At 70.3% G+C, this 13,159-nt stretch carries 12 protein-coding genes and 1 pseudogene; 6 read left to right on the top strand and 7 right to left on the bottom strand.

The genetic code is table 11. The annotated features are described in order from the left end of the window. The first annotated feature begins 147 nt into the window (after nucleotides 1–147). Entirely contained in the window at nucleotides 148–894 is a 747-nt protein-coding gene (locus tag WT97_RS23155; RefSeq protein ID WP_006489667.1) for a GntR family transcriptional regulator, read from the top strand. A gap of 22 nt (nucleotides 895–916) precedes the next feature. Here the strand turns inward: WT97_RS23155 and WT97_RS23150 are convergent, their stop codons facing one another. Further along, nucleotides 917–2,308 (bottom strand): CoA transferase, encoded by a 1,392-nt coding sequence (locus tag WT97_RS23150; RefSeq protein ID WP_060354502.1) that lies wholly within the window; start codon nucleotides 2,306–2,308, stop codon nucleotides 917–919. Nucleotides 2,309–2,448: 140 nt separating this feature from the next. On the opposite strand from WT97_RS23150, the gene WT97_RS23145 reads away from it, so the two are divergent. After that, complete coding sequence (locus tag WT97_RS23145; protein ID WP_059795757.1) at nucleotides 2,449–3,681, top strand: citrate/2-methylcitrate synthase; 1,233 nt, start codon at nucleotides 2,449–2,451, stop codon at nucleotides 3,679–3,681. On the opposite strand, the gene WT97_RS23140 is transcribed toward WT97_RS23145, so the two are convergent. Further along, nucleotides 3,654–3,977: a DUF2917 domain-containing protein gene (locus WT97_RS23140; protein WP_059795756.1), complete on the bottom strand. Its 324-nt coding sequence runs from the start codon at nucleotides 3,975–3,977 to the stop codon at nucleotides 3,654–3,656. The genes WT97_RS23145 and WT97_RS23140 overlap by 28 nt on opposite strands. Before the next feature lie 226 nt (nucleotides 3,978–4,203). Here WT97_RS23140 and mdtD point away from each other — a divergent pair, with 226 nt between their 5' ends. Together mdtD and WT97_RS23130 are read left to right on the top strand one after the other, a co-directional pair. Beyond that, the gene (gene mdtD / locus WT97_RS23135; protein WP_034208205.1) at nucleotides 4,204–5,640 is read left to right on the top strand and encodes a multidrug transporter subunit MdtD; all 1,437 of its coding nucleotides are present in this window, start codon (nucleotides 4,204–4,206) and stop codon (nucleotides 5,638–5,640) included. Between the two features lie 168 nt (nucleotides 5,641–5,808). Further along, nucleotides 5,809–7,083: an EAL domain-containing protein gene (locus tag WT97_RS23130; RefSeq protein ID WP_034208206.1), complete on the top strand. Its 1,275-nt coding sequence runs from the start codon at nucleotides 5,809–5,811 to the stop codon at nucleotides 7,081–7,083. Between the two features lie 19 nt (nucleotides 7,084–7,102). Here WT97_RS23130 and WT97_RS23125 read toward each other — a convergent pair whose 3' ends face one another. From WT97_RS23125 to WT97_RS23115, 3 genes and pseudogenes are all read right to left on the bottom strand, one after another. After that, complete coding sequence (locus WT97_RS23125) at nucleotides 7,103–7,708, bottom strand: bifunctional 2-polyprenyl-6-hydroxyphenol methylase/3-demethylubiquinol 3-O-methyltransferase UbiG (protein ID WP_059795754.1); 606 nt, start codon at nucleotides 7,706–7,708, stop codon at nucleotides 7,103–7,105. A gap of 91 nt (nucleotides 7,709–7,799) precedes the next feature. After that, nucleotides 7,800–8,015: pseudogene (locus WT97_RS23120) on the bottom strand (ketopantoate reductase C-terminal domain-containing protein); the annotation flags it as partial. Between the two features lie 64 nt (nucleotides 8,016–8,079). Next, nucleotides 8,080–8,604, bottom strand: a complete 525-nt coding sequence (locus WT97_RS23115; RefSeq protein WP_059795751.1) for a DUF962 domain-containing protein — start codon at nucleotides 8,602–8,604, stop codon at nucleotides 8,080–8,082. A gap of 81 nt (nucleotides 8,605–8,685) precedes the next feature. Here WT97_RS23115 and WT97_RS23110 point away from each other — a divergent pair, with 81 nt between their 5' ends. Together WT97_RS23110 and chrA are read left to right on the top strand one after the other, a co-directional pair. Beyond that, nucleotides 8,686–9,393, top strand: a complete 708-nt coding sequence (locus WT97_RS23110) for a Crp/Fnr family transcriptional regulator (protein WP_059504684.1) — start codon at nucleotides 8,686–8,688, stop codon at nucleotides 9,391–9,393. A gap of 96 nt (nucleotides 9,394–9,489) precedes the next feature. Beyond that, nucleotides 9,490–10,701: a chromate efflux transporter gene (chrA, locus tag WT97_RS23105; RefSeq protein ID WP_060354501.1), complete on the top strand. Its 1,212-nt coding sequence runs from the start codon at nucleotides 9,490–9,492 to the stop codon at nucleotides 10,699–10,701. Between the two features lie 103 nt (nucleotides 10,702–10,804). Here the strand turns inward: chrA and sodB are convergent, their stop codons facing one another. Beyond that, nucleotides 10,805–11,383: a superoxide dismutase [Fe] gene (gene sodB / locus WT97_RS23100; RefSeq protein WP_006489396.1), complete on the bottom strand. Its 579-nt coding sequence runs from the start codon at nucleotides 11,381–11,383 to the stop codon at nucleotides 10,805–10,807. A gap of 230 nt (nucleotides 11,384–11,613) precedes the next feature. Beyond that, nucleotides 11,614–12,996, bottom strand: coding sequence for an exodeoxyribonuclease VII large subunit (xseA, locus tag WT97_RS23095; protein WP_059795748.1), 1,383 nt, complete (start codon nucleotides 12,994–12,996; stop codon nucleotides 11,614–11,616). Between the last annotated feature and the right edge of the window lie 163 nt (nucleotides 12,997–13,159).

The raw sequence follows: 13,159 nt of genomic DNA, 5'->3' as shown, positions 1-13,159 counted from the left end.
CGTGGCCGCACACCGCGGCCGAAGCATCGGATACGACGCATCAGTGTAGTCAATCGGTGCGCCCCCAGCCTATTACACGGCAAAAACCGGCTATAACGGCGCGGCATGATGACTTAGAATGGCCGCAACCTGATCGATACCCATTGTATGAAGGCACCCACGGACGACCGCTGGCAGGACCTGCGCCCCGACCCCGACAACGATACGCCGCTCTACCTACAGCTCGCCCGCAAGCTCGGCGACGCGATCCACGACAACCGCTGGACGGCCGGCGAAGCGCTGCCCTCCGAGCGTGTGTTGTCCGAAGCGCTAGGCGTGTCGCGCATCACCGCGCGCAAGGCGATCGCGCTGCTCGTCGAGCAAGGCTTGATCCGCCGCACACAGGGCGCGGGCAACTTCATCCAGCCGCGCTACGAGGATCCGCTGTCGCGGCTGTCGAGCTTCAGCGAAATGCTCGAGCGCCGCGGCTTCAAGCCGAGTTCGCAGTGGCTCGCGCGCGAAATCCAGCCCGCGAACCGCGACGAAGTGATCCAGCTCGGACTGTCGCCGGCCGCATCGGTTACACGCCTGAAACGCCTGCGTCTCGCCGACGGCATCGTGATGGCCGTCGAGAACTCGACGTTCCCCGCCACGCTGATTCCCGACCCGCAGGCGATCGTCGGCTCGCTGTACAGCTATCTCGAAGCGCGCGGCACGCCGATCGTGCGCGCGCTGCAGCATTTCCGCGCGGTCAACGCGACCGACGAGATCGCCGAGCAGATGGGCATCGCCCCGCACGACGCCCTCCTGCTGATCACGCGGATCGGCTATACGTCCGACCAGCGCGCGATCGAACTGACCGATACCTACTGCCGCAACGACTACTACGATTTCGTCGTCGAACTGCGCAAGTAACGCGAGCGTGCGTCGCCGGCCCTCACAGCCAGCGTGCGTCGTCGGTGCCGAGCGGCACGGGCGGACGCGCGAACGACGGCGGCGTCGCCGACAACCGCTCGGCCGGCCGCACGGTGTCGAGCACGCCGAACGGCGATGCGATGCGGTCGATCCGGTCCCGCACGTCGGCAAGCGCGAGATCGGGCGCGTGCAGCCCGTCCGGCACGACGCCGAACGACTGCAGCCAGCGCCCCGTCTGCGCGAGCGACATCCGCACGTGCCAGCTTCCCCCTTCGCGCGCCCGCCGTGCAAGCGCGATCATCGCGCCGAACGCCGCCAGATACCCCGTTGCATGATCGAGCGCCTGGCACGGCAGATGGCGCGGCCCGCTCGCCTGCGCGGCCTGCTGCTCCTGCCAGGCGATTCCGCTCGCCGACTGCACGAGGCTGTCGAACCCGCGCCGCGCCGCCCACGGTCCTGCATGCCCGTACGCCGACACCGACACGTAGACGATGCCGGGCCGCCGCGCCGCCAGCGCCTGCGGCGCGAAGCCGCGCGCCGCGAGCGCGCCGGGCCGGTACGATTGCAGAAACACGTCCGCATCGCGCGCCAGGGCGTGCAGCGTATCGACGCCTGCCGCGTCGCGCAGATCGACCCACGTCGAACGCTTGCCGCGCCCGTTGTCGATCACGAGCGGCGCAATGTTCGGCAGGTGCGGACCGTTGACGAGCAGCGTCTGCGCGCCGTGCGACGCCAGCGTGCGGCCCGCGACCGGCCCCGCGATGATGCGCGTGAGATCGAGCACGCGCACGCCCGCCAGCGGCTGGCCGGCCTCGCCGCGGCCGATCGGCTCGGCCGGTGCGTCGCCGATCCGTTCGATCTCGAACAGCGGCAGCGACGCGATCGCGCGCGCCTGCTCGTGAGCCGCCCATTCGTCAGGGGTTCTGATCAATGCCGCGCACAGGCCGGCCTCGGCCAGCGCGGTGTCGAGTGCCGCGCCGTCCCACGTACGGATCGCCGCGGCCACGTCGGCGGGCTGCGAGCCGCAGCCGAGCACGTCGAGAATGCCGTGCAGGTGATGCGGGAAATTCGCGTGCAGTTGAATCCAGCGTCCGTCGCCCGTCTCGAAGAAGCCGGTCACCGAATGGCGCAACTCCGGCGGCGGCCCGTCGTCCACGCGCAGGTAGCGTTCGCTGCGGAACGCCACGAGCGCGTCGCGCACCGACACGTCGACCGTTTGCGCCACGCCCGTTCGCAGCCGATGGCATTCGGCCGCCGCGAGCCCGGCTGCGGCGATCGTCGCGGCGGCAAGCGTGCCGACATGAAACGTCGACGGCAGCGCCGGGTCCTGCCCGGTCACGGTCGTCCGGGCCAGCGCGTCGCGCGCGCCGTCTGCGAGTTGCCAAAGATGCGCCAATGCGAATTCGGGTGTCATGGTGAAGGAGACGCCGTTGGGGAGACGGAATCGAGTCTAGAATTCGCGACGGACACGATCAATCTTGATTGCGCGAATCAATACATAACGAATAGTTGTAGCGAGCCCGCGCTTCATGCGCGGCGACAGGAGCAAGCGGCATGACATCCGTCAGCGCACAGGAAGCCGCCGGCATGCTCGGCGTCAGCGTGAGCACCCTTTACGCATACGTGAGCCGCGGCCTGCTGCGCTCGCTGCCCGACGGCGCGACCAAGCGCCGCCGCTACGACGCGAACGAGGTGCGCCTGCTCGCGCGCCGCCGCGCCGACGCGAAGCGCGCGGGCGGCGTCGCCGAACGTTCGCTCGACTGGGGCGTGCCGGTATTGGAATCGCGCATCACGCAGATCGCCGACGGCCGCCTGCGGTACCGCGGCGCCGATGCGATCGCACTGGCCGACGCAGCGACGCTCGAAGAAACGGCCGCGCGGCTGTGGGACTGTCCGCCCGCGCGGCTGGCCGCCACGTCGCTTGCATCGACCGGTTTCGATGCGGCGCAGTGGGACGACTGGGCGCGTCGCTGGGCGCATCTCGCACCGCTCGAACGGGCGCTGGTGCTCCTGCCGGCCGCGGCCGCATCGATGCCGCGCCTGTGGGCACAGGGGCGCAACGCGCAGCTCGATTCCGCAGCACTGCTGCTGCGCGTCGCGACGGCGGCGCTCGTCGGCATCGCGCCGGGCGACGCGCCCGTGCACCGCCAGTTGGCAGCCGCGTGGCGCGTGCGGCGGCGCGACGAAGCCGACCTGCTGCGGCGTGCGCTCGTGCTGTGCGCCGATCACGAACTGAATCCGTCGACCTTCGCGGTGCGCTGCATCGCATCGACCGGCACCCATCTGTTCGGCGCGATCTCGGGCGGGCTCGCGGCGCTGTCGGGGCCGCGCCACGGCGGCGAGACGTTCCGCGCCGGCACGCTGCTCGACGAAGCCGCCCGCGCCGCCGATCTCGATCGCTACCTCGCGCTGCGGCTGGCGCACGACGAACGCGCGGACGGCGGGCGCACGGCCCTGTCCGGCTTCGCGCACCCGCTGTACCCCGACGGCGACCCGCGCGCACGGGCGCTGCTCGATGCGCTGCACGCTTCGACGCCCGAGCAGCCGGCGCTGCGCATGGCGCGCATGCTCGCTTCGCGCGTCGAAGCGGCGACGGGCCTGCGGCCGACGATCGATTTCGCGCTCGCGGTGCTGGAGCGCACGCTCGCGCTGCCCGACGGCGCGGCGTTCACGCTGTTCGCGGCCGGTCGCACGGCCGGCTGGATCGCGCATGCGCTCGAACAGTATGCGGACGGGAAGCTGATCCGGCCGCGGGCGCGCTACGTCGGCAGCGACGCGGCTGCGTGACGCCGGCCGCCGCGCCATGCGGCGAACGGGCGCCACCATGCCGGCGCGCGGCGCTCGGCCGGCGCCGCGAGCGGGCCGAACGCGAACGTCGCGCCGCGCGGCCCGGCGCTGACCCACGCGCGCGTGCCGGGCAGCAAGGTCAGCGATGCGCCCGCACCCAGCCAGTGATCGTCGGGCCGCCCCTCGACGGTCACCCACACGTCGCCTTCGGCCACCTCGAGCAGCGTGCGATCGACGATCCGCCACCGTCCGGCCGGCTCGTCGCCGTCCATCACGTAAAGTCGCAGTTCGCGCATGGCAGCCTCCTGGTCGCACGGGGTCGATGCCTCCAGTATTTCGGATAGCGGCGGCGCACGGACAGATACGGCCGCAGACACTTTCGGCTGAACTGTACTGGCCGCCCGACGGAGACAGGCATCCGGCGGCCGGGCCGGGCGGGCCACCCGACACAGCGCCCCGAACTGCACGGCGCGGCGGCTTTCCCTACAATGTCGGCTGTCCCGCGCCACCGTCCCCGCCGTCATGTTCCAACGCCCACCCGCCGCCGCTCCCGGCGAAAAGAACCTCACCGTGATGCTCTGGCTCGTTGCGACGGGCTTCTTCATGCAGACGCTCGACGCGACGATCGTCAACACGGCGCTGCCGTCGATGGCCGCGAGCCTCGGCGAATCGCCGCTGCGGATGCAATCGGTCGTGATCGCGTACTCGCTGACGATGGCGGTGATGATCCCCGTGTCGGGCTGGCTTGCCGACACGTTCGGCACGCGGCGCGTGTTCTTCAGCGCGATCCTGGTGTTCTCGCTCGGCTCGCTGCTGTGCGCGAACGCCCATACGCTGACGCAGCTCGTCGCGTTCCGCGTCGTGCAGGGCGTCGGCGGCGCGATGCTGCTGCCGGTCGGGCGGCTCGCGGTGCTGCGCACGTTCCCGGCCGAGCGCTACCTGCCCGCGCTGTCGTTCGTCGCGATTCCGGGCCTGATCGGCCCGTTGATCGGGCCGACGCTCGGCGGCTGGCTCGTGAAGATCGCGTCGTGGCACTGGATCTTCCTGATCAACGTGCCGGTCGGCGTCGCGGGCTGCATCGCGACCTTCTATTCGATGCCCGATTCGCGCAACCCGGCCGCCGGCCGCTTCGACCTGAAGGGCTATCTGCTGCTGACGATCGGGATGGTCGCGATCTCGCTGTCGCTCGACGGGCTCGCCGATCTCGGCATGCAGCACGCGGCCGTGCTGGTGCTGCTGATCCTGAGCCTCGCGTGCTTCGTCGCGTACGGGCTGTACGCGGTGCGCGCGCCGCAGCCGATCTTCTCGCTGGAGTTGTTCAAGATCCACACGTTCAGCGTCGGGCTGCTCGGCAACCTGTTCGCGCGGATCGGCAGCGGCGCGATGCCGTACCTGATCCCGCTGCTGCTGCAGGTGAGCCTCGGCTACTCGGCGTTCGAGGCCGGGCTGATGATGCTGCCGGTCGCGGCGGCCGGCATGTTCTCGAAACGGATCATCACGCGCCTGATCACGCGGCACGGCTACCGCAAGGTGCTGCTCGCGAACACGATCATGGTCGGCGTGATGATGGCGAGCTTCGCGCTGATGCGCGACACGGTGCCGGTGTGGGTGAAGGTCGTGCATCTCGCGCTGTTCGGCGGCTTCAACTCGATGCAGTTCACCGCGATGAACACGCTGACGCTGAAGGATCTCGGCACCGGCGGCGCGAGCAGCGGCAACAGCCTGTTCTCGCTCGTGCAGATGCTGTCGATGAGCCTCGGCGTCACGGTCGCCGGCGCGCTGCTCGCGACGTTCACCGGCATGCTGCGCACCGTGACGCCGAGCAACACGCTGCCGGCGTTCCATGCAACGTTCATCTGCGTCGGGATCATCACGGCCGCCTCCGCGTGGATCTTCGCGCAGCTCGCGCCCGAGATCCGCAGCACCGCGCGCAAGACCGACCCGTCCGAGCGCGCGTGACGCGCGGTGCGCGCCGAATCGGGCTCGCGCGCACCATCGCGGTGCAACGCGGCCGGGCACGCGTGCGCGTACCGACCGCGAATGGCGGCCGCACGCGGCGCGCTGCCGTGCATGCTTCTTGCTCGCCTATTCTGTAGGTAAACTGGCAGTCTTCCTTCGGCCGACATCATGAGCATGATCGAAATCGATCCCCCCGGCTTTCAGCCGCCCCGCCCTGTCGCCGGCGACGACGGGAACCGGCGCACCGTGCTGTACGGCGGCTACACCGTGTTCAGCGTGTTCCAGCCCGTTTTCTCGGTGTCGCACCGGCGCGCGATCGGCTATCACGCGTCGCTGCGCGCGCACGACGAGGAAAGCCGCCAGGTGGCGTCGCACGAGGTATTCACGCAGGCGGCGCGGCGCGGCGACCTGCTGGAGCTCGGCCGGCTCGCCGAATCGTTGCATCTCGGTAACTTCCACGCGTTCGACAGCCACGACGAATGGCTCTTCCTGAGCCTGCATCCGGCCGCGCTGATGGACACCATCTACGGCGACGCGCTGCTCGCGAACCTGAAGGCGCTCGGGCTGCCGCCGCACCGCGTGGTGCTCGAGGTGCCCGAACAGGCCGGCGGCGAGACGCCGCGCTATGCGGCGATCATCGACGGGCTGCGCAAGGCCGGCTTCCTGATCGCACTCGTCGGCTTCGGCGCGAAGCATTCGAACATCGATCGCGTGTGGCATTTGCATCCGGACATCGTCACGCTCGACCGCGGCATCCTCGCGCAGGCGAGCGAGCACTCGCATCTCGAACGCGTGCTGCCGGGGCTCGTGTCGCTGCTGCACGAATCCGGCCAGCTCGTGCTGATGGGCGGGCTCGCGACCGAACGCGACGCGCTGATCGCGCTCGAATGCGACGTCGATTTCGTGCAGGGCCAGTACTTCGCGGGGCCGAGCGTCGATCCCGTGCAGCCGCAGGCCGCCGCGGGCTGCATGGACACACTGTCGGCCGCGCTGCGGCTGCGCGTCGCGCAGCGCGAGCGCACGCAGGCGGAACGGCTCGCACCGTACGTCGCCGCGCTCGAGGAAGCGAGCCGCAAACTCGGCGCGGGCGAATCGCTCACCGACGCGGCCGCCGCCGTGCTCGGGCTGCCGGAGACCGCGCGCTGCTTCCTGCTCGACGCGTCGGGCCGCCAGATCGGCGACAACGTGCTCGCGCGCGGCAGCGTGTCGCAACGCGCGAAACGCTTCCGGCCGCTGCTGCATTCCGAAGGCGCGAGCTGGGAACGCCGCCCGTATTTCATCGACGCGATGCGCGCGCCGGGCGGCGTGCATCTGACGGCGCCGTACCTGTCGATCAACGAGGCGCACCTGTGCGTGACCGCATCGATCGCCGCACCGGCCGCGACGGGCATGCAGGTGCTCTGCGTCGACATCAACTGGGAAGCGGCGCTCAGCCGCGAATGAGCCCGATGGCGCGCCGCGTTCACGCGTCGCCGGCCGCCTTGCGCACGATCAGCCGGTGCACGCGCTTGCCGGACGACGCGCTGACGACCTCGTGTTCGTCGATCACATGCACGCCGGCGCCCAGCGCCGCATGCATCCGCGCCGAGTCGAGCGGCGTATAGAGGCGGCCGCGCTCGTCGCGCAACACGCCGTTTCCGGCCACCCGCCAGCTCAGGTACAACGTGCCGCCCGGCATCAGCAGCTCGGCCAGCCGCGCGGCGGCGGCCGCTGCGTCCGCCTGTTCGAGATGCATGACGACCGTTTCGCACAGCACGTTGCGAAACGCGCCGGACGGTACGCCGGCCAGCGCCGGCAGCACGGCCAGCTCGAAAACCAGACCCGGATGGTGCCGTCGCGCCTCGTCGAGCAGCGCGGCGCTCGCGTCGTAGCCGCGCACGTCGAAGCCGCGCGACGCGAGCCAGGCCGTGTCGCGCCCCGCGCCGCAGCCGACGTCGGCGGTCAGCCCCGGCGAGAAATGCTGTTCGAGCAGCGCGTACATGTCGTCGGGCGCGGCCTGATCGAGCCAGTCCTGCGCGTATTGCGCGGCATGGGCCTCGTAGGCATCGAGAGTCGGGCGATCCACCATGGCGATTGCTCCGCAAAGGCGTCGTATGACGCACTCCGCATCTTAGCCGTTACGCACGGCCCGCGCCGACGGCGGATGGTGCGACGCCGGCCTACGCGGCCCGTACATGGCCCACGCGCGGCGCCCGCGCGGACAGGTCGGCCCACAGCGCATCGCCGCGCCACGCCGGGCGCGCCGCCGCGCGTGCCGCGTCGTGGACGAGCGCGCCGAGTCGCGCATTGACCGGCGCCGGCGCACCGAAGCGCCCGGCCAGCCGCACGATTTCACCATTGATCCAGTCGACTTCGGTCGCGCGGCCCGCCGCGAGGCGGCCGCCGAGATAGCAGCCGACCGCGCCTGCGCCGAACACGCAGACCGGCCCGGCCGGCCTGTCAGACATGCGAATGCGTGCCGCCGTGCACCGGGCCCGCGCGCCGCTCGACTTCGCGGCGCACGTCGCCGCGCAGCCCCGCGAAGAACGCGACCTCGGCGACGATGAACAGCGGCCCGACGATCAGGCCGACCAGATCGTCGACGAACGCGGGTTTGCGGCCTTCGAACCAATGCCCGACGAACTGCACGATCCAGCCGACCACGAACGCGCCGACGCCGATCGCGAGCCATTGCGCGGTCGGCAGCAGCGCCAGCGACTGCGCGGCCCACAGGCCGAGCGCGAGCAGCACGGTCATCACGATCCCGAACCGCAGGTCCAGACGCAGGTAGAACGCCGCGGACACGACGGCGAGCAGCAGCGCCGGCGACAACGCAATGCCGGCCAGCGCGCCGATCGCCGGCCGCGACAGCAGCACCTCGACCGCGAACACGATCATCGGGATGCCGACCAGATGCGTCGCGATGTTGCGCGCGTCGCGATGGTAGGCCGCATACTGGGAAAGATGGTCTTCGAGGGTTTTCATGGCGTCTCCTGATCGGCTATCGAGCGCTATGATGCGCGTCACGCCCGAGAACCTCTGTCAGCTACCCGACATCGCGTGCCCATGCCTTCCTCGCTCGCCCCGTACCTGCCGCAGATCGAAGCGAACCCGTGGTTCGCCGCGCTGCCCCCCGCGCTGCGCGCCGAACTGATCGCCCGCGCGACGCTGCGCCGTCTGCCGTCCGGCCACGCGCTGTTCCGGCGCGGCGACCCGCCGTGCGGGCTGTACGCGGTGCTGGCCGGTTCACTCACGATAGGTGCGGTCGATCCGCAGGGCAAGGAAACGCTGCTGACGGTGGCCGAGCCGATTACGTGGTTCGGCGAGATCGCGTTGTTCGACGGCCAGCCGCGCACGCACGACGCCATCGCGCTCGACGACGCGCTGCTGCTGCACGTGCCGCAGGCCGCGCTGCTCGCGATCCTCGATACGACGCCGCAGTACTGGCGGCAGTTCGCGCTGCTGATGGCGCAAAAGCTGCGCCTGAGCTTCCTGACCGTCGAGTCGATGAGCGTGATGCCGGCCGCGCAACGGCTCGCCGCGCGACTGCTGATGATCGCCGAAGGCTACGGCGGCATCAGCGCCGGGCGCACGCACGTCCGGCTGTCGCAGGAAACGCTCGCGTCGATGCTGTCGCTGACGCGGCAGACCACCAACCAGTTGCTGAAGGCGCTGCAGGCCGACGGCGTCGTGCGGCTGCACGTCGGCGAGATCGAGCTCGTGGACATCGATGCGTTGCGCCGCGCGAGCGGGCTCGGCGACGGCACGTACTGAACGCCGCACGACGGCCTCCATCGGCCTCGATGCGCTGCCCGCGGCCGCCGAGTTGCGCTATCGTGGCGGCTCGTTCCGTCCGCCGCCCGCACCGCCTTGAACACGTCGCCCCTCCCCGCCCCCGCCCGCCATCCGTGGCCCGTATTCGTCGCGTTCCTGCGGCTCGGCCTCACGTCGTTCGGCGGGCCGGTCGCGCATCTCGGCTACTTTCGCGCGGAATTCGTCACGCGGCGCGGCTGGCTCACCGAGCGCACTTATGCGGATCTCGTCGGGCTGTGCCAGTTCCTGCCGGGGCCGGCGAGCAGCCAGGTCGGGATGGCGATCGGTCTCGCGCGTGCCGGCTATGCCGGCATGTTCGCCGCGTGGCTCGGTTTCACGCTGCCGTCGGCGCTGCTGATGATGCTGTTCGCGCTCGGCGTTCACGCGTCGGGCGCGCCGATCGAAGCCGGTGCGCTGCACGGGCTGCGCATCGTGTCGGTCGCGGTGATCGCGCAAGCGGTGTGGGGCATGGCGCGTACGCTGTGCCCGGACGCGCGGCGCGTCACGCTGATGGCCGCGGCCGCGTGCGTCGCGCTGCTCGCGCCGGCCGCCTGGACGCAGATCGCGGTGATCGTCGTGGCGGGAGCGGCCGGGCTCGTGCTGCTGCCGCAACCGGCGCGCGACGCGCATGAACCGTTGCCGCTGCACGTGTCGCCGCGGGCAGGCGTGCTGTGGCTCGCCGTGTTCGCGACGCTGCTCGTCGCACTGCCGTTCACGGCCCGCGCGCTGCGCTCCGACACGCTCGCCGTCGTCGACGCGTTCTTCCGCACGGGTGCACTCGTGTTCGGCGGCGGCCATGTGGTGCTGCCGCTGCTGCAGGCGGCGGTGGTCGCGCCCGGGTGGGTCGGCGATTCGGCGTTTCTCGCCGGGTATGGGGTCGCGCAGGCCGTGCCAGGGCCGCTGTTCACGTTCTCGGCATTCCTCGGTGCGTCGCTGCGCGATGCGCCGAACGGCTGGCTCGGCGGCACGATCGCACTCGTGTCGATCTTCGCGCCGTCGTTCCTGCTCATCGCCGGCACCGCGCCGTTCTGGGAGCGCCTGCGCCGCAGCGCGCGGATGCAGGCCGCGCTCGCCGGCGTGAACGCGGCCGTCGTCGGGCTGCTGCTCGCCGCGCTCTATCGCCCGGTCTGGACCGACACGATCGTCGCGCCGCGCGATCTGGCCGCCGCGCTGGTCGCCTTCGTCGCGCTGGTGTTCTGGCGCGTGCCGCCGTGGGCCGTCGTGATCGCGAGCGCGGCGTTCGGCTGGCTGCTCGGCATGGCCGGCTGATCTGGCCCACGCGCCGCGTTCGGGGCGGGACAAAAAACAAAAAGCCCTCGAAACGAGGGCTTTTTTCGATGCCGCGCGCCGCGGCGGCGCGCAGGCGCCGGACTTACGCGAAGTTCTTCGCTGCGAAGTCCCAGTTCACGATGTTCCAGAACGCTTCGACGAACTTCGGACGTGCGTTGCGGTAGTCGATGTAGTACGCGTGTTCCCACACGTCGATCGTCAGCAGCGCCTTGTCGGCGGTCGTCAGCGGCGTGGCTGCGTTGCTCGTCGACACGATGTCGAGCGAACCGTCGGCCTTCTTCACGAGCCATGCCCAGCCCGAACCGAACGTGCCGACTGCGGCCTTCGTGAACGCTTCCTTGAATGCGTCGTACGAACCCCACTTCGCGTTGATCGCATCGCCCAGCGCGCCCGTCGGTGCGCCGCCGCCGTTCGGCGACAGGCTGTTCCAGAAGAACGTGTGGTTCCAGATTTGCGCGGCGTTGTTGAAGATGCCGCCCGACGACTTCTTCACGATCTCTTCCAGCGGCAGGTTTTCGAATTCCGTGCCGGGGATCAGATTGTTCAGGTTCGTCACATAAGCCTGATGATGCTTGCCGTAGTGGTACTCGATCGTCTCTTTCGAGATGGTCGGCGCGAGTGCGTCTTCAGCGTACGGGAGCGGCGGGAGCGTATGAGCCATGGCGATTCCTTCGTTGAGTATGTAGGGAGGCTTGTGTTGAATGCTGCCGAGCGTCCGATTGTAGGCGAGGACGAATATCCCCGCAAACTCGCGGGCCATTTATCCGCGGTATGCGGAAAAGCGATGCTGGCGCAACGTCCGGCAGGACGAACCCGACGATGCGCAGTATTCGTGCCCGGCCGCGCGGCACGCGTTGCGGCGTGCCTCGCGTTTCGCTCGCGCCGCTTGCGTCAGATCGTATCGGTCAGCCGTGGCTGCACGTCGGCGAGCGACACGTCGGCCGAGCCTTCGGCGAGATGCACGGTCAGCCGCCGCTGCGGCTTCAGCGCATTCGGCGCGCGCACCGCGCGGCCCGTCTGCGCATCGATCAGCGCCGCATAGCCGCGCTCGAGCGTGCGCTGCGGGCTCAGCACCTCGAGCCGCGCCGCACAGGCTGACACACGCGCCGTGTCGCGTTCATGACGACGCTGCAACGCGCTCGCGAGCCGTTGCGACAGCCCCGCGAGCGCGTGGCGCGCCTGTGACGGATCGGGCCGTGCGCGCTGCCAGCGCAGCTGCGCGAGCGCGAAACGCGCACGTGCATCGCGCACCGGCCGCGCCGCGGCCGATGCCAGCCGCACCGCGAGCTGCTCGACGTGCGTGCGCTGCCGCTGCAGCCGCTCGGCCGGGCTCACGAGCCGGCGGGCGAGCCAGTCGAGCTGCTGCGCACGCTGTTCGAGCCGGCGCGCCATGCCGCGCGCAAGCGCACGCCGGCGGTCGTCGACCTCGCGCAGCAGCAGCGCGCGCTGCGGGCTCGCGAGTTCGGCCGCGCCGGTCGGCGTCGGCGCGCGCAGGTCGGCCGCGAAGTCCGCGATCGTGAAGTCAGTTTCGTGCCCGACGCCGCTCACCACCGGCAACTCGCTCGCCGCGATCGCGCGCGCCAGCGCTTCGTCGTTGAACGACCACAAATCCTCGATCGAGCCGCCGCCGCGGCAGACCAGCAGCACGTCGACCTCGCGCCGCGCATTCGCGGTCGCGACGGCCGCGACGAGCTTTTCGGCGGAACCGGCGCCCTGCACGGGGGCCGGATAGACGATCACCGGAATGTGCGGCGCGCGCCGCGCGAGCGTGGTCAGCACGTCGCGCAGCGCGGCGGCCTGCAGCGACGTGACGATGCCGATCGCGCGCGGGTGCGCCGGCAACGGCCGCTTGCGCTCGGGCGCGAACAGGCCCTCGCCTTCGAGCTGCGCCTTCAGCCGCAGGAACGCCTCGTACAGGCGCCCCTGCCCGGTGCGCCGCACCGCTTCGACATTGAGCTGCACTTCGCCGCGCGGCTCGTACATCGTGACGACCGCGCGCACCTCGATGCGGTCGCCTTCGCGCGGCGTGAATTCCGCGTATTGCGCACGGCCGCGGAACATCACGCAGCGCATCTGCGCCTGCTGGTCCTTGATCGAGAAATACCAGTGGCCGCTCGCGGCGCGCGTGAAATTCGACACTTCGCCGGAAATCCACAGCAGCGGAAACGAACGCTCGAGCATCGTCGAAATCGCACGATTGAGCGCCGAAACGGGAATCACTTCGTCGCCGCCGCGCGTGGCGCCGGGTGCGGAAAAAGGAGAATCGGAAAGCATGGGCGGTCGGATGAATGCTGGCGGCGTCACGATAGTCCGACATGCACGCGACGTCCAGCGCCCCCGCATTCGCCGCCGCGCACGGAAAAGGTGTCCACACTCTGGCATTCGTCCGCGTAAAACGCTCGGAAACCGCTAAAAAAGCCAGACAATTCTTCGTAAC

The organism is Burkholderia sp. MSMB1459WGS (assembly GCF_001534535.1).
GTDB lineage: Bacteria > Pseudomonadota > Gammaproteobacteria > Burkholderiales > Burkholderiaceae > Burkholderia.
The sequence above is the reverse complement of the archived record's forward strand: the minus strand, read 5'-3'. Positions and strand labels throughout refer to the sequence as shown.